The following is an 18,346-nucleotide window of genomic DNA, read 5'->3' as shown; positions in this document are numbered from 1 at the left end:
AGTTATTTTTTAAAAACTTGCTGTTACACCAAGACTAATTGTTCTTGCATTTGGATAAGATCTAGCATCTAAACCCCTACCTAATAAAGGGTTTACAGCAGTTCTAACACCAGGCACACCAGAGTTAATGTTTGCTCGGCCACCATTTGTTGAGGCAACATCAGGATCATAACCGCTGTAACTAGTAATTACAAATACATTTTGTAGGTTTAGTGATACTCTTAAATCTTTTACCCAATCAGTACCTAAAACTTCATTAGGAAATTTGTAACCAAGTTCTATATTTTTTAATCTAAAGAAAGAACCATCTTCTACAAAGAAAGATGAAGGAGCTCTATTACCCTGCTCATCAGCAATTGTAGCTCTTGGTATATTTGTATCTGTATTGGTTGGAGTCCAGGAGTTTAAAACTTCTGTTAGTTTACCGCCATCTTGCCATAAAATGTTGTAATAACGACCAACGTTATAAATTTCATTTCCTTGTACACCATTAAAGTTTAATGCAATATCAAAATTTTTATATTCTCCAGTAAAGTTTAAACCATATGTAAAATCTGGTGTTGGATCTCCAATAATACCTATATCATTTTCATCTACAATACCATCTCCACTAGTATCAACACGTACAAAATCTCCTGTAGCTGGATTAACTTTGTGTTCAACCGTCCAACCGTAAAAAGCACCAACAGGGCTATTTGCTTGTGTTCTGTTTACAATACGCAAATCTTCATCTATTTCCGGGCCTAATATGGTAGCAGGTATATCTTTTGCTTCATTTTTAAGGTTAAAAGAGAAATTTGTGCTTACATTATATTTAAAGTCTCCATCAGATTTTTTGTAACTCAAATCAAACTCAAAACCATTATTTACTAATGTACCAGCATTTCTAATAACAGGTAAACTAACACCAGCAGTAGAGGGTACACTAATAGGTACTAGAGCATCATCTACATTTTTTGTGTAATAATCTGCTGTAAATTTAAGAGCATTGTTAAACATTGCTAAGTCTACACCAATATCAAAAGTTTTAGTTGTTTCCCAAACTAAGTCAGGATCTGCTAGTCTTGTTTGCGCTAGTCCAGGTGCTAAAGTACCACCAAAGCTAGTGTTAGACTGATTGGCTAAAAATACTGATTGTGTTGGGTAAAAAGCATCTGGATAAGACCCAAGTTCACCATATGAAACTCTTAATTTTAAAAAGTTAACTGTTTCTGACTCAAAAAAGTCTTCGCTACTAATATTCCAAGCACCAGAGAAAGCAGGAAAATAACCAACTCTATTGTCTTTATTAAATCTAGATGATGCATCTCTCCTAACTGTAGCAGAAAATAAATATTTACTGTCATACCCATAGTTAAAACGCCCAAAATAAGATAATAAAGCAGCTTTATTATCTTCACCTAATGGTTGTATTAACGTACCTAAAGCACTAGCTACTCTTGTATTATTACTAGGAGTATCCTCACCGTACAAACCATTGCTTGTCTGGTTTTCTAAAAATCTTGTATATCCTAAAACAACATCTACCTTATGTAAATCATTAAATGTTTTTTTATAATTAATAGTAGGCTCAAACAACAAGTTTACATCCTCTTGCGTATAGTTTGTTAAATCATTTACTACATTTAAGTTACGCACAGCATCTATTGGATTGTTAGGATCTGTCATCTCAAACGTTGGAGTAAATTGGTAATTTTTTCTGTGTCTATAATCTAAACCAAAATTTACAGCAGCAGATAAATTGTCTGTAATATCATAATCTAACTTTAAGCTTGTAAATAATGTTCTTGTAGTTTCTTTATTATCTTCTAAAGATGCCAAACCGTATTGGTTTAAACCACCAGGACCGTGAATAGGCAAAGAAGGCCCATCAAAACCACCTTCATAATTTGGATTAGATAATGCAATTGTTGGTGCTGTTACGGCATCAAAACCATACCAATTATTACTTTGTAACTCCCCTTCTGTAATACCTAAAGAATGTGTTATTTTTAATTTATTAAATTGATGTTCAGAATTAAACCTTGCATTTAACCTTTTAAATCCAGAGCCTACTAAAATACCATCTTGGTTAAAATAGTTTACAGACCCAAAATAAGATGAAACTTCACCGCCACCATAAATAGACAATCCGTAATCTTCTACAATACCAGATTGTAAGGACTCTTCTTGCCAATCTGTACTTACTCCATTCCAAGTTACAGAGTTAGCAGAACCATCATTAATAAAACGTTGGTTTAAGTAATTGGTATATTGCTCACCATTAATAAAATCCAATTTTTTACTTGGAGAATCTACACCTACTCTGGCATTAAAATCTACTTTTAAAGCCTGATTTTTTCTACCATGATTTGTTTTAATTAAAACCACACCATTTGCTGCTCTAGAACCATAAATTGCAGCAGCAGCGGCATCTTTTAATACAGATATATCATCAATATCCTTTGGATTTACATAATCCATATTGTCTACAAATAAACCATCTACAATGTATAATGGGTTAGCATTACTTAAAGAGTTTATACCCCTTACAAACACATTTGGAGATCCGCCTGGTTGGCCACCTGGAGCTTCAATTTGTATACCAGACAGTTTACCTTGCAGTGCCGTTGTTGGGTTACTAGCAATTGTATTTACTACTTCTTTACCTTTTATTGTAGCTACGGCACTAGTAGCCTCTCTTTTACTTGAGGTACCGTAACCAACAATTACAACTTCGTCCAATGCTTCTGCATCTTCTTTCATTACAACATTTACAGTTTCTTGATTGGTATATGCTATTTCTTGAGTAATGTACCCAACATAACTAAATACCAAAACATCACCAGAAGTTAAGTTCTTAATAGTATAAAGACCATCAAAATCTGAAATTACTCCATTGGTAGTTCCCTTTACAGAAATATTCACATCAGGTAGTGGATATTCCCCATCTGTAACAGTACCTGTTACAGTGTTTGTTTGTGCATTTGTTACAAAGCCAATAAGTAATATGGCTGCATAAAACAAAAGCTTAAGTTGTTGCTTAGTCATTTAATAAAGTGTTAAAGTTTATAGTTGTTCTATTTTAATTTTAACAAAACTGTGATACAGTATGCTACAAGCAAATATATGCATAAATATCATATCTTCAAATTTTTACAAATAAATTTAAAGATTAGCTAATAAACTGTGACTAAAAATTAGGTATTGATACTAAAGAGAATTTCTCTTTTTTATTTGAGAGGGGATAATTTTATGAACAGCAATTTTATCTTTAACAAATGTAGCTGCTTCAATAGCCATTTCTTTAAAATCCGCGGAAATAGTGGTAATGCCGTTAAAAATAATTTCTTTAGCATCACTATCATTATGCGTAATAATACCTACATCTTCTCCTAACTTGTAACCTTCTTGAACTGTGTCTTTTAACACTTGCCACAAATTGGTATCACTAATAAAAAAATAAAGTGTATTTTTTTTAACACTACCTTGTTTGTGAGTTTTTTGTATAGATCCGTTTATAGAGTAATCATCAATAAACCTTGTAAACCCATTTTTTATACCTTCTGGATAATCAGAGTCACTTCTATAAAAAAGAATCATTTTATCATACTTTTTAATACCATCATATAATTCTTGTAGTCTTTGATAGGTAGAGTTTTCAAACTCTTGAGAAATAAAAGAATACTCCTGTGGCATTTCTATATATCTATCTATAATAAGCAATTTTTCAGATGGTATTTGGCGTAGCATTACCCCTACTTCTGGTACAGGAATAGGCGCTATAACATACATCCCATATTTACCATTAACAGTATCTATTATATTTTTGAAAACCTCTAGGTTATTATGATGAAAAAAAATATCTATTTGGTATTTTTTACCAAGCTCTTTTCTAAATGTATTGTAAAAATCCTCGTGGAAAGCCTGAAACGCATATAATAACAAAGCAATTTTTAGCTTAGATTTTGTATTTATGTTAGCTATATAATAGCCTTTAAAGTTTTTAGACTCTACAATGCCTCTTCCTTTAAGGTCTTCATAAGCCCTAACGATAGTTTTACGGGCAAAACCAACTTCCTTTACCATGTTATTAATAGAAGGCAAACGATCTCCTTTTTTTAAATCCTTGTCATTAATAGCATTTATAATACCAGTTACTAATTGCTCATGCTTAGACCTTAAACTTTCGTCTTTTAATTCTTTTATTTTATTAAAAAGCTCATTCATTTATATAGTGGTTACTCCAATAACTTATTGGTACAAGTTCTCAAATTATAAAAATCAAAGTTATTAAACTAATGTTAGATGAGTTGTACTACTTTTTTTTCAACAGCAATATTGAAATATTAATTTTAAAACACCCTTAAAACAAAGGGTTTTACAATATAAACCTATATTATTTATCATTTACTCAGTATAAAATAAAAATAACTACATATTTATAACTTTTATAACATCTAGGGATTATAGCTAAAACGTACATAGAATTTAACCTTTAAACAAAGGTTTATGAGAACACTAAGTTTTAGGTACAGCTGTTTCAACTTTGTTTCTGCAGAAATATTTACAGGAACTAAGAAGAGGAGATTAAAAACGTTTTAGTAGACTTAGAATTGCTAAAAGATGAATAAAAATTTAAAATACATTGCTATTCTGTAACGCATTTCAGTTATAAATACCAATAAAACTAAAATTTAACATATTTTCTTACAAAATAATTAAGATGTTGATTTTAAGGATTTTAAATTTATTTATTATGTTAAATTTACAACTTATACATATAAAAAATACATAAAAGTAATTTTTTATAACATCTAAAGCTATTTTTTGTGCGTAGATATACCAGTTATTAACCCTAAATAAATTTGAACACTATGAAAACATTATCAATTGTATTATTTGCATTAGCTACGGCTGTAACTTCTTTAGTATCAACAGAAAATGTAACTGCAACTTATGCTGGATTTGAAAACGAAGTATATCAATTCTCTGCGGAAGATGGATCTACTTTGGAATTTCAAGGAGTAAGTGCAGAAGCATTAGGTAAGTATGATTTATCTGACGAAGCCTTTAAAGGTAAAACGTTTGCTATTACATACGAATCTGAAACTGTTGTGGATGCAGAAACAGAAGAAGAAACAACTACTAGCATTATTACAGACCTGGAATTGCAGGAGTAATTGCTATTTATCATTAAATTACTAAAAGCACAACTTAATTGTTGTGCTTTTTTTTGTATTTAGTAATTATACAACCTATTAATTTTTAATGTCTTAAATTTAGAACTAGCAACAATGTTTTAACTTTAATATAATATTAGGTTTAAACATTTGATTTTTTAGTGTACTATATGTATCTTCAAATAAAATACTAGACCTATGAATATAAACTTTCACTACGATGGTGTTACAGCAAGTAACCGCTTAGAAATATTAGTAGCTAAAAAAATTGATAAACTTTTAAACAAGTACGACTTTATTGTAAGTGCAGACATTTTCTTTAAAAAAGAAAATACTTCTTCGCCTGAAACAGGAAAAGTAATTGGCGTACGTTTAAGTGCACCAGGACCTAGATTATTTTCAGAATCTAGTGAGGCATCTTACGAAGCTGCTATAACATCTAGTGTAGATGATTTAAGCAGACAATTAGAAAAAAGAAAAGCTAAAATGAAAACATATTAATTCTGTTTTCATCTTAACTTTTAAGTAGTCTTTTAGGCTCTAAAAAATTTGCTAGTTTTTAATACGCTAGCAAATTTTTTAGTTCTTGCTCAAATCTATTTTTAGATTGGTATTCATTTTCTAAGTCTCTAGCAAAAGGTATTGGTGTTTCTATACTAGCTACACGCTTTACAGGCGCATCTAAATACTCAAAACAATTTTCCATTACCATTGCAGATATATCACTAGCAATACCTCCAAACATAGTATCTTCTTGTAAAATTATAAGTCGGCCTGTTTTTTTAACAGATGCATAAATTGTTTCTTTATCTAAAGGAGCTAACGAACGTAAATCTATAAGATCTGCGCTAATATCTTTATTGTTTTCTAATGTGTTTAAAGCCCAATGTACACCTGCACCATAACTTACAATAGTTACGGCACTACCCTCTTTTAAAATACTTGCTTTACCTAAAGGCAATGTATAATAATTTTCTGGTACGTCTTGGTAAATACTTCTATACAATCCTTTATGCTCAAAAAATAAAACCGGATTAGGATCTTCTATAGCTGTTGCTAATAACCCTTTGGCATCATAAGGAAAAGCAGGATACACCACTTTTAAACCTGGTGTTTTGGTAAACCAAGCTTCATTTGTTTGAGAGTGAAAAGGACCTGCACCAACTCCGCCACCACAGGGCATTCGCACCACAACATCTGCATTTTCTGCCCAACGGTAATGAGACTTAGCTAATAAGTTTACTATAGGATTAAAACCACTACTTACAAAATCTGCAAATTGCATTTCTACAACAGCTTTGTGCCCGTTTATAGATAAGCCCATTGCAGTAGAAACTATAGCAGACTCACATATTGGCGTATTCCGAACGCGTTCTGTGCCAAATTCGGCAACAAAACCCTCTGTAATTTTAAAAACACCACCGTATTCGGCAACATCTTGTCCCATAATTACAAGGTTTTTATACTTTTCCATAGCTTGTTTTAAGCCTTGAGAAATAGCATCAACCAAACGTATATTTTTAGATTCACCTACAGGTAAAATTTCTTCAAAATTAAAAGGTTTAAAAACATCATTTAATTCGTTTTCTACTGTAGACGTTATTGTTAGCTCTTCAAAAGCAACTTGCAAGTTATCATTTATTTCAGCTTTGTAATTAGCTGTAATACTTGCAATTAAGTCATCATTTAAAACATTGTTTTTCTTTAAAAAAGCTTCGTAATTTGTAATAGGATCTTTTTTTGCCCACTCATCTAATAATGCATCTGGCACATAAGCAGTACCACTAGCCTCTTCATGGCCTCGCATTCTAAAAGTTAAAAACTCTATTAATATTGGTCTAGGATTTTTTCTAATGCTTTCGCACAATTGGTTAACCTTACTATATACCTCTATTATATTATTACCATCTATTTGGTGAGATTCTATGCCGTAACCAATACCTTTATCTACCAAATGCTCACAATAATATTGCTCTTTTGTTGGAGTAGATAAGCCGTAGCCATTATTTTCTATACAAAACAAAACAGGAAGTTGCCAAACAGCAGCAACGTTTAATGCCTCGTGAAAATCACCTTCGCTGGTAGCGCCTTCTCCTGTAAAAACAGCTGTTACTTTGCCATTATCTTTTAATTTATTAGCTAAAGCAATACCGTCTGCAACACCTAATTGTGGTCCAAGATGCGATATCATTCCAACAATATTAAATTCTTGTGTCCCAAAATGAAAACTACGGTCTCTACCTTTGGTAAAACCGTTTGCTTTTCCTTGCCATTGAGAAAATAGTCTATATAAAGGAATTTCACGAGTTGTAAACACACCTAAATTACGGTGCATAGGAAGAATATATTCGTTTTTTTGTAAGGCACTAGTGACACCAACAGCAATGGCTTCTTGACCAATACCACTAAACCACTTAGAAATTTTACCTTGACGTAATAAAATAAGCATTTTTTCTTCAATTAAACGCGGCTTTATCATACGTTTGTACAGTAATAACTGCTCTTCTGAAGAAATTGTTTTATTATTGAATTCCATTTAGCGGAAAATTTTATAAATTGAGAAATAAAAGTAACAAATTAGAAGAGATATTGTTATAAAAATTAATAATTTATCAGAAAATGTTAGATTATTATTAAATTTGAATATATAAAAAAATATTATACGATGAGTTCTATTCCAAGTGTCAATTTACAGGAATTTTTATCTGACGACAAGACACAAAAAGAAAAGTTTATCAATGAAATTGGTAGTGCTTTTGAAAACATAGGTTTTGTTGCCTTAAGTGGCCACTTTTTATCTGATAAGTTAGTGGCAGATTTATATGAAGAAATTAAAGTCTTTTTTAATCAGCCTCAAGAATTAAAAGATAGTTATGAGATTGAAGGTATTGGCGGTCAGCGTGGATATACTTCTTTTGGTAAAGAGCATGCAAAAGGTAAAAAAGAAGGAGATTTAAAAGAGTTTTGGCACTTTGGACAGTATGTAGAAAATGATGCTAAATTAGAAGCCGAATACCCAGATAATGTTATAGTAAAAGAGCAACCTAACTTTAATGTTATAGGTGAAGAAACTTTTAAAATGTTAGAAAAAACAGCTAAGTATGTACTTAGAGCTTTAGCATTGCATTTAAATTTAGAAGAGACGTATTTTGATGATTACATTAAAAACGGAAACTCTATTTTAAGACCTATACATTACCCACCAATTAAAGATGAACCTAAAAATGCAGTACGCGCTGCTGCCCACGGAGATATTAACCTAATTACATTGTTAATGGGTGCCCACGGTAAAGGTTTACAGGTTAAAAACCATAATGGTGACTGGGTAGATGCTATTGCACGTCCAGACCAGTTAATGATTAATGTTGGTGATATGTTATCTAGGCTAACAAACAACAAATTAAAGTCTACCATACACCAAGTGGTTAACCCACCAAAAGAATTATGGGGAACTTCTCGTTATTCTATCCCTTTTTTTATGCACCCTGTTAGTGAAATGCCACTAAATTGCTTAGAAAATTGTGTAGATGATAACAACCCAAAACAGTTTGAAGATATTACTGCTGGTGAATTTTTACACGAAAGATTGATAGAATTAGGACTTATTAAAAAGTAATAATTTTTAAAGAAGTATACACAAACAACTAAATATTGGTATTTTAAAACTCCAATATTTAGTTGTTTTTCTTTTTTAAATTGAAGAACCAATATCCTTAATAAAAGCATTTAACCAATATTATAGTAAAATGGACTTACAAGACCAATTAAAAAACCTTTTTCCGGACCATAAACCAAGTGAAGATGTAGAAAAAAAAGCACCTAAAAGTGATATTTGGCTGCAAGATGACCCTATTATTTGTAAGTACGAGAAAAGAAAAGGGAAACCAATTACCATACTAGAAGGTTATACAGGTGCAGATGCAGATTTTAAGTTGTTAGCTAAAGAATTAAAGCAAAAACTTAGCGTTGGCGGTAGTTTTAAAAACGATAGCATTATAATTCAGGGAGATTATAGAGACCAGATTATGAGCATACTAAAAGAGAAAGGCTTTAACGTTAAACGCGTTGGTGGTTAAAAGTGTTAATTTTTTTTTGATTATTTAGATAAAAATGTAATTTTAATAGTTCAAATCTAGAAAACTACTATGGGGTCCATCTTACACATAACCAACGGAGGAAACTTTACAGATAGATTGAAAAACTTACCTATAAAAGGAGACATTATTACCTGGAATGAGATGTTGTGCGAAGGCAAAACATTAAATAACGTAGGTAGTGAAAGTTTTTGGAAAGCTAGGTTTGATTTTTTAAGCAAAAACTATAAGGTTACTAAAGCAAAGTTTATTGATTTAACATTAAAAGAATACAGGTCTTTATGTAATCATAAAAAAGAAGATAAAATTGTTTTATGGTTTGAGTATGATTTGTTTTGTCAGATTAATATGCTTGCCGTTGTTAGTTGGTTAAAAATGCACCGCAGATACGCAGAAATATCTGTAGTTTGTAGCGGAGAAATAGAAGGAAAATCTAAACTTTATAGTTTATCTGAGTTAACAAACGACCAACTACTGCAGCATTATGAAGAGCGTACGTTTTTACGACAAGATGATATAGAATATGCAGATTATATATGGCAGTTGTATTGTAGTGATAACCCTATTAGGTTAGAAAACTTAACAGATTTTGCCAAATATAGATTTCCTTACTTAGAAAAAGCTATAGACCTTCATTTACAACGCTTCCCTTCTATTAAAAATGGCTTAAATGCAGTAGAAAATAATCTTTTGCAATTGGCATCAACCAAAAAACCAAAAACCAAAAACGAACTTATTAAAAAGTTACTTGTAGCAGATAATAACTACGGTTTTGGAGATATTCAATATCAAAAAATAATAACTTCTTTAAAACCTTTATTTGGTTCTTTTAACCCAGTTAAACTAACTAAAAAAGGAAAAGAAATACTAGAACAACAAACAAGTTATTACTCTTGTATACAAGATAATGACGTTTATTTAGGTGGTGCATTAAAGTATAACTTTTTGTACAACACCAATACAGACAGAATCCTTAAATTATAATATGCAATTAAGTCCATCGGAGTTAATTTTAAATGCTGACAATAGCATTTATCACCTTAATATATTACCAGAAGATATAGCAACTACCATAATTACTGTTGGCGATCCCGACCGTGTTGGTGAAGTATCTAAGTATTTTGATACCATAGAGCTTAAAAAAGGTAAAAGAGAGTTTATTACACATACTGGTGTACTTAACGGAAAACGTATTTCTGTTATTTCTACAGGTATTGGTACAGATAATATAGATATTGTTTTAAACGAATTAGATGCTTTAGTAAATATAGATTTTACTAAAAGAACTATTAAAGAAGAGAAAACAATTTTAGATATTATTAGAATTGGTACATCTGGTGCAATACAAGCAGATATTCCTATAAATTCTTTTCTAATGAGCGAATATGCCATTGGCTTAGATAGCTTGTTGCAATTTTATGATAGCAAACACGTACAGCATAATGAAATTCAGGATGCTTTTGTGACACATACAAATTGGGCAAAAGAGAAATCTACACCCTATGTTGTTACTTGCAGCACAAAACTAGCAGATAAAATATACTCAGATAAATTTGTAAAAGGTTTTACCGCTACAAATGTTGGCTTTTATGGTCCTCAAGGCAGAATTTTACGTTTAAACACTCAGGATAACGAGTTAAACAACAAAATAGCATCTTTTAGGCATAATAATTTAAAAGTTACCAATTTAGAAATGGAAACTTCTGGTATTTATGGCTTAGCAAAATTGCTTGGTCATAATGCATTATCATTAAACGCTATTTTAGCTAATAGAGCTAACGGAGAGTTTTCTGTAACACCATCAGAAACTGTAGAAGAGTTAATAAAATATACGCTAAACAAGCTAACATCATAGTATTGAAAACAGTTAAAATAATAGGAGTTCCGGAGCATTTTAATTTACCTTGGCATTTAGCTATAGAAGAAAATGCATTTAAAGACCGTGGTATAAATTTAGAATGGACAGATATTCCTGAAGGCACAGGAAGAATGTGCCAAATGTTGGCAGATAATGAGGCAGATATAGCTATTATACTTACTGAAGGTTTGGTAAAAAGTATAACAGCAGGTACAAAAGCAAAAATTGTACAAGAGTATATTGCAACACCTCTTTTATGGGGAATACATGTTGGTGCAAACAGCAAGTACCAGACTATAGAAGATCTTATAAATACCAAAGCAGCAATTAGTAGGTTTGGTAGTGGTAGTCATTTAATGGCATATGTTAATGCACAAAATAAAAATTGGGACACCAGCAAATTACAGTTTCAAATTATTAATAATTTAGATGGCGCTGTAGAAGGATTAACTAACGGTACCGCAGATTATTTTATGTGGGAACATTTTACTACAAAACCTTTAGTAGATAATGGAACTTTTAGAAGAGTAGCAGACTGCCCTACTCCTTGGCCTTGTTTTGTAATTGCTGCAACAGATAATTTTATTGCTGAAAATTCTGGTACACTACAACATATTTTAGAGGTAATTAATATGTATACTGAAGAATTTAAAACTATACCAAGTATAGATAGGACTTTAGCAAATAGGTATGAACAAAAGTTAGAAGACATACAAGAATGGATGTCCAAAACACGTTGGAGTCAGTCACAATTAAACACAAAAACATTAGAGAAAGTACAAGACACTTTACTTTCTTTAGATTTAATAGATAAAAAACTAGACAGTAACTCTGTTTTACTTTAATAAATAAGCTCAATTACCATTCTATCTGTGCCTTTCCACTATCTTTTAGAATGGTATTTGCAGCACTAAAATGTTTGTTTCCAAACCAATACCCTCTATTTGCGCTTAAAGGAGATGGGTGTCCGCTTGTTAAAATATGATGCTTTTTAGTATCTATTAATTTTGATTTCTTTTTAGCAAATCCACCCCAAAGTAAAAAAATAACACCTTCTTTTTCCTCAGATATTTTACTAATAACAGTATCTGTAAACGTTTCCCATCCTTTTTTTTGATGACTACCAGCCTCGTGTGCTTTAACAGTTAATGTAGCGTTTAATAACAAAACACCCTGTTTAGCCCATCGTTCTAAATTACCACTGTCAGGATACGGTATATTTAAATCGGTTTCTAATTCTTTAAAAATATTTATTAGTGATGGCGGATGCTTAATATCATCTTTTACAGAAAAACACAATCCGTTTGCCTGGTTTGGTCCGTGATAAGGATCTTGACCAATAATAACCACCTTAGTATCATTAAAAGAACTCCAATTAAAGGCTGCAAATATGTCTTTTTTTTCAGGATAACATGTGTTTTTTTTATACTCTTCAGTAACAAAAGAAGTAAGCTCTTTAAAATACTCTTTTTTAAACTCTGGTAAAATAATATGACTCCAACTTTCTGGTATACTTGTTTTCATTCTTTATCAAAACTAATTATTCAACTAAAATAATACTATCTTTAAACCCTTGAAAAAATATACGCATTGAAAAAATTAAAATTTCCTTCTGCACAAGCAATTTTATTAGTAATAGCAGCACTTGTAGCTGTTTTAACATATTTAGTGCCAGCTGGTAAATACGACACATTAACGTATAATGAAGCTGATAATACGTTTGTTAGAAAAAGTGGATCAGAATCTACTATAATACCTGCTACTAACGAGGTGCTAACTACATTGCATATTAATATTCCTTTAGAAAAATTTAAAAACGGAGATATAAGAAAGCCTATAGGTATACCTGATACTTATAAAGAGATTGAGGCACAACCACAAGGTGTAGCAGCTTTTTTAAAATCGCCTATAAAAGGAATAATTGAAGCTGCAGACATCATTTTTTTAGTCTTAATTATTGGTGGTTTAATTGCCATAATGAATTTAACTGGTGCTTTTGATGCCGGAATTGCGTGGTTAGCTAACAAATTACAGGGAAAAGAATACATATTAATAATTTTGGTTACTTGCCTTATTGCTTTAGGCGGAACAACTTTTGGTTTAGAAGAAGAAATAATAGCCTTTTACCCTATTTTAATTCCCATATTTTTAGCTGCTAAATATGATGCAATGGTTGCTTTGGCATCTATTTACATTGGTTCTTGTATAGGTACTTTAGCTTCTACCATAAATCCGTTTAGTGTTATTATAGCATCTAATGCAGCTGGTATAAACTGGACATCTGGTATAGATGGTAGAGTTATTACACTTGTTTTGGGTTTAATTATTTGTATTGTTTACATTACTAGATATGCACAGCGTGTTAAAAAGGACCCTACTAGGTCTATTATTTATGACCAAAAAGCAGAAATAGAACACCTATTTGGATCAGACGCTAGTAAGACTAGCTTAAAATTAACTGGTAGACTACGCTTAATATTGCTTGTATTTACAGCTTGTTTTGTTGTAATGGTATACGGTGTATCTAGTTTAGACTGGTGGTTTGTAGAGATGACAACTGTGTTTTTAGTAGGCTCTATAATCATAGGTATTATTGCAAAAATTAAAGAAACACAATTTATAGATACTTTTGTTAAAGGTGCAGGAGACCTTTTGGGAGTTGCTTTTATTATAGGTATTGCCAAGGGTGTAACCGTTTTAATGCAAGATGGTGCAATAGGAGATACATTATTATACTACGCGTCTAGTGTTACTAGCGGTATGGAAAAAGGTATTTTTATTAACTCTGTAATGTTGGTGTATAGCGGACTTTCATTTTTTATACCTTCTACATCTGGTATGGCTGTTTTAAGTATGCCTATTATGTCGCCTTTAGCAGACACAGCAGGTATTGGCAGAGAAATGATTGTAAATGCATATTTGTATGGTATGGGGCTATTTAAGTTTATAAACCCTACCGGATTAATACTTGCTTCTTTAGCAATTGTGAAGGTTGGTTACAATAAATGGCTAAAATTTGTATGGCCTTTAGTAGCTATTTTAACCATATTTTTAATGGTAGTGCTTACTGTATCTGTTTATTTATAAATAAAACTAGCTTTATATTTATAAAGTGATAGGAATTATTTTTTTCAACAACGTTAAAAAATAGAGTTGTCACAAATGGCGTATTCTGTAATTATGTACAGATATTTTTAAATACGCGATTCTCGTAGATTTGGAATTTTAAGTAAAAAATGATTTCTACTTAGTAGTACAATCTAAAATCTAGCAGTTTACACATTTTATAATGCCTTTGGTGTAACTCTTCTACAACATCAAACATATTATCATCTTCTTTAAATAAATTAAAGAATGCTTTATCTAGTTCTGAGCTAGTTACTCCATTAAATTCATTACCATAGCCAGAAACACCTTTTGCACCAGTTATGTCTATAAAATACTGAGCTTCTTCTTCGTCTAAATCTAAAACTTTAGCATTAGAAAAGTGTAAAATTTTATCTTGTAATTTACCTTCAAAAATTTCTGCTATTTCTTGTAAACTATAATAATAGTCATTTAAGCAAATACTATTTGCTTCGCCAGTTATAACTAAGTAAATTATTTCATAGTTTTTAAAATTATGATCATCTAAAAGCAGTGTATTTAAACTTGCTTCTAAACCTTCAATAGTGTCACAAGTTTTATAAATACTAGCTACACCATATTGCTTAGTTAACTCTACTAATTTTTTTTGAGCATCAGTAACTGTATCAATTTCTATATCATCTACCGCTTCTAAACAGTAAATAAAATAATCTGGATCTATTAATTCTTCTTGGGGTAATTGTTGCCTTTTTTCTAACAAACTTTAGTATTTATGATAACAAATAAAATGCAAAAATAATACTTATCTTTTAGTCTATTTATTTTTTAACACCCGTTAAAATTTCATCAGACAAGCCAATATCTTTACTCTTATGTATTACAGATATATCTCCGGTACTCTCTAAAACAACAGCTAAAGCTTCACTTTTATCTTTTACATTTGCCTCTCTAAGCTTAGCGTAAACATCTTTAGCATCTACATTTGTTTTTCTTAAATTATTAAGGATAAATTCTCCGTTTTCCATTAATAACATTGGTTTATTGGTAAACAAATTATTAAACCATTCAAAATTTCGTTTGCAATATGAAAAAACAGATTGAAATAAGATGATGCCACCCAAAGCTATTGCTCCTTTAGAAATAGATTGCCCTGAGTTTAAAACTATAGATGCTAATATAGAGCCTATTGCTATTGTAGAAGCAAAGTCAAAACTAGACATTTTTGCAAAAGTTCTTAGCCCAGATATTCTGGTAATTACAATAATTATTATAAAAATTGCTAAAATACTTAGTATAACTTTTCCTATAATATCACCTGAGGCAAACAACCAATTTTCCATATCTATTTTTTTATTTCAAAACTATAGATATTAGTATTTTGTAATTGTCTTAATTAGATTTTATGTTAACGCTATACATTTTTCAGACTTTTAAATAAAAAAGCACTAACAAAACCAGATGTTTACTAGTTTAATTAGTGCTTAAAACGGAATACTCTTTAATTAATACTCTGTTTTATCTTCTTTTTTAGTCCATTCGTTAAAAGGCTTTATTGCTATTTCTGGAGACAATTGCTCAAACGGGATGCTTCTTTCATTGTATGGTAACGGAATTTCTTTGTAAATAAACTCGTCATCAAACCCAATATTAGCAGCATCTGCTTGGCTACTACCGTAGTAAACTTTGTCTGGTCTAGCCCAATAAATAGCACCTAAACACATAGGGCAAGGCTCACAAGAGGTATAAATTGTACAACCATCTAACTGAAAAGAATCTAAATTTTTACACGCATCTCTAATTGCAGTAACCTCTGCGTGTGCAGTTGGGTCGTTAGTAGATGTTACTTTATTATTTCCTTTTCCTATAATTTTACCATCTTTTACTATAACGCAACCAAATGGTCCGCCTTCATTGTTTTGCATTCCTCTTAAAGCTGCATTTACAGCTTCTTGCATAAACTTTTCATCACTCATTTTATTTCTATTTTTTAGCAAAATACAAATCATTTTAAAATAAGCTCATATTTATTACAATTACTCGTTTTTGGGCATAAAAAAAAGTCCATCAAACTAATGATGGACTTTTTGTAAAAACTTGAAATATATATTTAGATAACTTTTACGTTTACTGCATTTAATCCTTTGTTTCCTTCTTGTAAGTCAAATTCAACTTCATCACCTTCACGGATTTCATCAACTAATCCTGAAATGTGTACAAAATGATCTTTCTCTACTCCTTCTTCAGTTATAAATCCGAATCCTTTTGTGTCGTTGAAAAACTTTACTGTTCCTTTACTCATAATAATATTGTATTAATAATTTGATATCAATAGTGCAAAGATAGTGCCAATAAAAATAGAAAGGCTCTTTTTTGTAACTTATTATTAATAAATAAATTACAAAAAATATTTAAAGTACTAATTAAAATGATTTTTAGTTGGTTTTATTACTGAAGATTTAATTGTTATTTAAAGGTATTTCTATTTCAAAAGGTACACTAATAGTATGCTTATTTATATAGTTATAACTGTATGGTTTGTTTGTTGTAATTATTTTAGCTGGTTTAGTTATAAAAAGTATAATTCTCTTTATCTATTTTTGATGAACTCTAAACTATATTAATAGTAATAATATCTCTAAATTGATGGTGAAAAACCAGTAATACGTATCTTTACAAACTTAAAACACTAGTATTTATAAGGTTTGGAGCAGATAAAAGCGTACTTAGATCAAATAGCAACAATTTCTAATGAAGATTGGGAGTTTTTTACCTCTAAATTACAACGTAGAGTAATACCCAAAAAAGAGGTTTTTTTAAAGCTAAATGAAATAGAAAACCATATTTCTTTTATAGAAACTGGTGTAGTACGTTTGTTTATACCAAAAGATAACCCAGACAAAGAAATTACGTTTGGTTTTAGTTTTGACAATCAATTTATTAGTGCATACGACTCTTTTTTAACTCAGCAGCCCTCTGCATACGAGTTGCAAGCACTTACCAAAACCACTTTATTAAGTATAACTTATGAAGATTTGCAGCAAGTATATGCAAAAACACAAATTGGTAATTTTATAGGTAGGTTAACAGCAGAGCGTTTATTTTTAATAAAGTCTAAACGAGAGCAAAACTTACTTAACCTTACCGCAGAAGAACGTTACCTAAAGTTATTTAAAGAACGCCCAGAACTTTTAAAGGTAATTCCATTAAAGTACATAAGTTCTTACATTGGCATTACAGCACAGGCTCTAAGCCGTATAAGAAAGCGCCTATAAGCTAGCATATATTGGCTTTTTATTGATTTAGGTTCATTGTTTTGCGAAAAACTCCAATTTACCTTTGCAAAAAAAAGTTATATGGCAGTAGTCATTTTTGTTTTGGTGTTATGGTACGGAGGTTTATTTTTTCAGTCGTTCTTTTTACACCGTTATGCAGCGCACCAAGTTTTTACAATGTCTAAAACTATGGAGCGTATTACCTTTGTATTAACTTGGATTTTTCAAGGTTCTAGTTATTTAAGTGCCTATGGTTATGGCGTAATGCACCGCATGCACCACGCCTATACAGACACAGAAAAAGATCCGCACTCCCCTGCTTATGACGACAATTTGTTTTCTATGATGTGGCGTACAAAAACAGTATACCAAGACATAAATAAAGAGCGTATTGCAGTAGACAAACGTTTTACTAAAAACGTACCACAATGGAAATCTTTTGATGCTTTTGCAAGCTCTAGATTCTCTAGGCTTTTATGGATAGCACTATACATTTTATTTTTTGCCTATTTTACTACAGCCGCTTGGCAATGGGCTTTGTTACCAATTGCTTTTTTAATGGCACCAATACACGGCGTTATTATTAACTGGTTTGGACATATTTACGGTTACGTAAATTTTAAAATGAAAAACACTAGTAAAAACCTTTTTAGGTTCGATTTTTTAATGATGGGCGAAGGTTACCACAACAACCACCACAAATATGCTAGTAGAGCTAATTTTGGAGTAAAATGGTACGAGGTAGATGTTACTTATGTTATTATTAAAATACTTAATGCATTTGGACTTATTAAACTTAGAACTATTAAAGTACCTAGTAAATAAGTTGTTTTATAGTATTAATATCGTTTTTAGTTTTACGTAATACTTTCG

18 protein-coding genes are annotated in these 18,346 nt (G+C 30.9%); 10 read left to right on the top strand and 8 right to left on the bottom strand.

Annotated features, from left to right (window positions below):
• Positions 1-9 precede the first annotated feature (9 nt).
• Positions 10-3,030 (bottom strand): TonB-dependent receptor, encoded by a 3,021-nt coding sequence (locus tag Q4487_RS02630; RefSeq protein ID WP_303544509.1) that lies wholly within the window; start codon positions 3,028-3,030, stop codon positions 10-12.
• 162 nt (positions 3,031-3,192) lie between these two features.
• On the bottom strand, positions 3,193-4,209 hold the full coding sequence (locus tag Q4487_RS02625; protein WP_100895968.1) for a GntR family transcriptional regulator: 1,017 nt from the start codon (positions 4,207-4,209) through the stop codon (positions 3,193-3,195).
• Positions 4,210-4,856: 647 nt separating this feature from the next.
• Between Q4487_RS02625 and Q4487_RS02620 the strand changes: the two genes are divergently transcribed.
• Entirely contained in the window at positions 4,857-5,162 is a 306-nt protein-coding gene (locus Q4487_RS02620) for a hypothetical protein (protein ID WP_100895969.1), read from the top strand.
• 198 nt (positions 5,163-5,360) lie between these two features.
• Positions 5,361-5,663, top strand: coding sequence for an HPF/RaiA family ribosome-associated protein (locus tag Q4487_RS02615; protein WP_100895970.1), 303 nt, complete (start codon positions 5,361-5,363; stop codon positions 5,661-5,663).
• Positions 5,664-5,721: 58 nt separating this feature from the next.
• Here the strand turns inward: Q4487_RS02615 and Q4487_RS02610 are convergent, their stop codons facing one another.
• Positions 5,722-7,698 carry a dehydrogenase E1 component subunit alpha/beta gene (locus Q4487_RS02610; protein WP_303544505.1) on the bottom strand — a complete coding sequence of 659 codons (1,977 nt, stop codon included), beginning with the start codon at positions 7,696-7,698 and terminating at the stop codon, positions 5,722-5,724.
• Between the two features lie 129 nt (positions 7,699-7,827).
• Here Q4487_RS02610 and Q4487_RS02605 point away from each other — a divergent pair, with 129 nt between their 5' ends.
• The 5 genes from Q4487_RS02605 to Q4487_RS02585 all read left to right on the top strand — a co-directional run bounded on the left by Q4487_RS02605 (position 7,828) and on the right by Q4487_RS02585 (position 11,959).
• Positions 7,828-8,778 carry an isopenicillin N synthase family oxygenase gene (locus Q4487_RS02605; RefSeq protein WP_100895972.1) on the top strand — a complete coding sequence of 317 codons (951 nt, stop codon included), beginning with the start codon at positions 7,828-7,830 and terminating at the stop codon, positions 8,776-8,778.
• 130 nt (positions 8,779-8,908) lie between these two features.
• Complete coding sequence (locus Q4487_RS02600) at positions 8,909-9,238, top strand: translation initiation factor (RefSeq protein WP_100895973.1); 330 nt, start codon at positions 8,909-8,911, stop codon at positions 9,236-9,238.
• A gap of 69 nt (positions 9,239-9,307) precedes the next feature.
• Positions 9,308-10,240: a DUF1835 domain-containing protein gene (locus Q4487_RS02595; protein ID WP_100895974.1), complete on the top strand. Its 933-nt coding sequence runs from the start codon at positions 9,308-9,310 to the stop codon at positions 10,238-10,240.
• A gap of 1 nt (position 10,241) precedes the next feature.
• The gene (locus Q4487_RS02590; RefSeq protein WP_303544495.1) at positions 10,242-11,111 is read left to right on the top strand and encodes a nucleoside phosphorylase; all 870 of its coding nucleotides are present in this window, start codon (positions 10,242-10,244) and stop codon (positions 11,109-11,111) included.
• A gap of 2 nt (positions 11,112-11,113) precedes the next feature.
• The gene (locus Q4487_RS02585) at positions 11,114-11,959 is read left to right on the top strand and encodes a substrate-binding domain-containing protein (protein WP_303544492.1); all 846 of its coding nucleotides are present in this window, start codon (positions 11,114-11,116) and stop codon (positions 11,957-11,959) included.
• 13 nt (positions 11,960-11,972) lie between these two features.
• Here Q4487_RS02585 and Q4487_RS02580 read toward each other — a convergent pair whose 3' ends face one another.
• On the bottom strand, positions 11,973-12,638 hold the full coding sequence (locus tag Q4487_RS02580; protein WP_303544489.1) for a uracil-DNA glycosylase: 666 nt from the start codon (positions 12,636-12,638) through the stop codon (positions 11,973-11,975).
• Positions 12,639-12,704: 66 nt separating this feature from the next.
• Between Q4487_RS02580 and Q4487_RS02575 the strand changes: the two genes are divergently transcribed.
• Positions 12,705-14,201 (top strand): YfcC family protein, encoded by a 1,497-nt coding sequence (locus Q4487_RS02575; protein WP_303544486.1) that lies wholly within the window; start codon positions 12,705-12,707, stop codon positions 14,199-14,201.
• Positions 14,202-14,361: 160 nt separating this feature from the next.
• On the opposite strand, the gene Q4487_RS02570 is transcribed toward Q4487_RS02575, so the two are convergent.
• The 4 genes from Q4487_RS02570 to Q4487_RS02555 all read right to left on the bottom strand — a co-directional run bounded on the left by Q4487_RS02570 (position 14,362) and on the right by Q4487_RS02555 (position 16,500).
• Positions 14,362-14,961 (bottom strand): DUF6642 family protein, encoded by a 600-nt coding sequence (locus Q4487_RS02570; RefSeq protein ID WP_303544483.1) that lies wholly within the window; start codon positions 14,959-14,961, stop codon positions 14,362-14,364.
• A gap of 58 nt (positions 14,962-15,019) precedes the next feature.
• Entirely contained in the window at positions 15,020-15,541 is a 522-nt protein-coding gene (locus Q4487_RS02565) for a DUF421 domain-containing protein (protein ID WP_303544480.1), read from the bottom strand.
• A gap of 162 nt (positions 15,542-15,703) precedes the next feature.
• Positions 15,704-16,174 (bottom strand): nucleoside deaminase, encoded by a 471-nt coding sequence (locus Q4487_RS02560; RefSeq protein ID WP_303544477.1) that lies wholly within the window; start codon positions 16,172-16,174, stop codon positions 15,704-15,706.
• A gap of 134 nt (positions 16,175-16,308) precedes the next feature.
• On the bottom strand, positions 16,309-16,500 hold the full coding sequence (locus tag Q4487_RS02555) for a cold-shock protein (RefSeq protein ID WP_027075965.1): 192 nt from the start codon (positions 16,498-16,500) through the stop codon (positions 16,309-16,311).
• 403 nt (positions 16,501-16,903) lie between these two features.
• Between Q4487_RS02555 and Q4487_RS02550 the strand changes: the two genes are divergently transcribed.
• The gene (locus Q4487_RS02550; RefSeq protein WP_100895982.1) at positions 16,904-17,473 is read left to right on the top strand and encodes a Crp/Fnr family transcriptional regulator; all 570 of its coding nucleotides are present in this window, start codon (positions 16,904-16,906) and stop codon (positions 17,471-17,473) included.
• Between the two features lie 81 nt (positions 17,474-17,554).
• Positions 17,555-18,298, top strand: a complete 744-nt coding sequence (locus Q4487_RS02545; RefSeq protein WP_303544462.1) for an acyl-CoA desaturase — start codon at positions 17,555-17,557, stop codon at positions 18,296-18,298.
• Positions 18,299-18,346 lie beyond the last annotated feature (48 nt).

The organism is Cellulophaga sp. 3_MG-2023, from assembly GCF_030546975.1.
Lineage (GTDB): Bacteria > Bacteroidota > Bacteroidia > Flavobacteriales > Flavobacteriaceae > Cellulophaga.
The sequence above is the reverse complement of the archived record's forward strand: the minus strand, read 5'-3'. Positions and strand labels throughout refer to the sequence as shown.

Coding starts and splice junctions, on each gene's coding strand:
- Q4487_RS02555 (WP_027075965.1), bottom strand. CDS start 16,500: ATGAGTAAAGGAACAGTAAAGTTTTTCAACGACACAAAAGGATTCGGA.
- Q4487_RS02595 (WP_100895974.1), top strand. CDS start 9,308: ATGGGGTCCATCTTACACATAACCAACGGAGGAAACTTTACAGATAGA.
- Q4487_RS02625 (WP_100895968.1), bottom strand. CDS start 4,209: ATGAATGAGCTTTTTAATAAAATAAAAGAATTAAAAGACGAAAGTTTA.
- Q4487_RS02610 (WP_303544505.1), bottom strand. CDS start 7,698: ATGGAATTCAATAATAAAACAATTTCTTCAGAAGAGCAGTTATTACTG.
- Q4487_RS02620 (WP_100895969.1), top strand. CDS start 4,857: ATGAAAACATTATCAATTGTATTATTTGCATTAGCTACGGCTGTAACT.
- Q4487_RS02545 (WP_303544462.1), top strand. CDS start 17,555: ATGGCAGTAGTCATTTTTGTTTTGGTGTTATGGTACGGAGGTTTATTT.
- Q4487_RS02630 (WP_303544509.1), bottom strand. CDS start 3,030: ATGACTAAGCAACAACTTAAGCTTTTGTTTTATGCAGCCATATTACTT.
- Q4487_RS02605 (WP_100895972.1), top strand. CDS start 7,828: ATGAGTTCTATTCCAAGTGTCAATTTACAGGAATTTTTATCTGACGAC.
- Q4487_RS02600 (WP_100895973.1), top strand. CDS start 8,909: ATGGACTTACAAGACCAATTAAAAAACCTTTTTCCGGACCATAAACCA.
- Q4487_RS02615 (WP_100895970.1), top strand. CDS start 5,361: ATGAATATAAACTTTCACTACGATGGTGTTACAGCAAGTAACCGCTTA.
- Q4487_RS02580 (WP_303544489.1), bottom strand. CDS start 12,638: ATGAAAACAAGTATACCAGAAAGTTGGAGTCATATTATTTTACCAGAG.
- Q4487_RS02560 (WP_303544477.1), bottom strand. CDS start 16,174: ATGAGTGATGAAAAGTTTATGCAAGAAGCTGTAAATGCAGCTTTAAGA.
- Q4487_RS02565 (WP_303544480.1), bottom strand. CDS start 15,541: ATGGAAAATTGGTTGTTTGCCTCAGGTGATATTATAGGAAAAGTTATA.
- Q4487_RS02590 (WP_303544495.1), top strand. CDS start 10,242: ATGCAATTAAGTCCATCGGAGTTAATTTTAAATGCTGACAATAGCATT.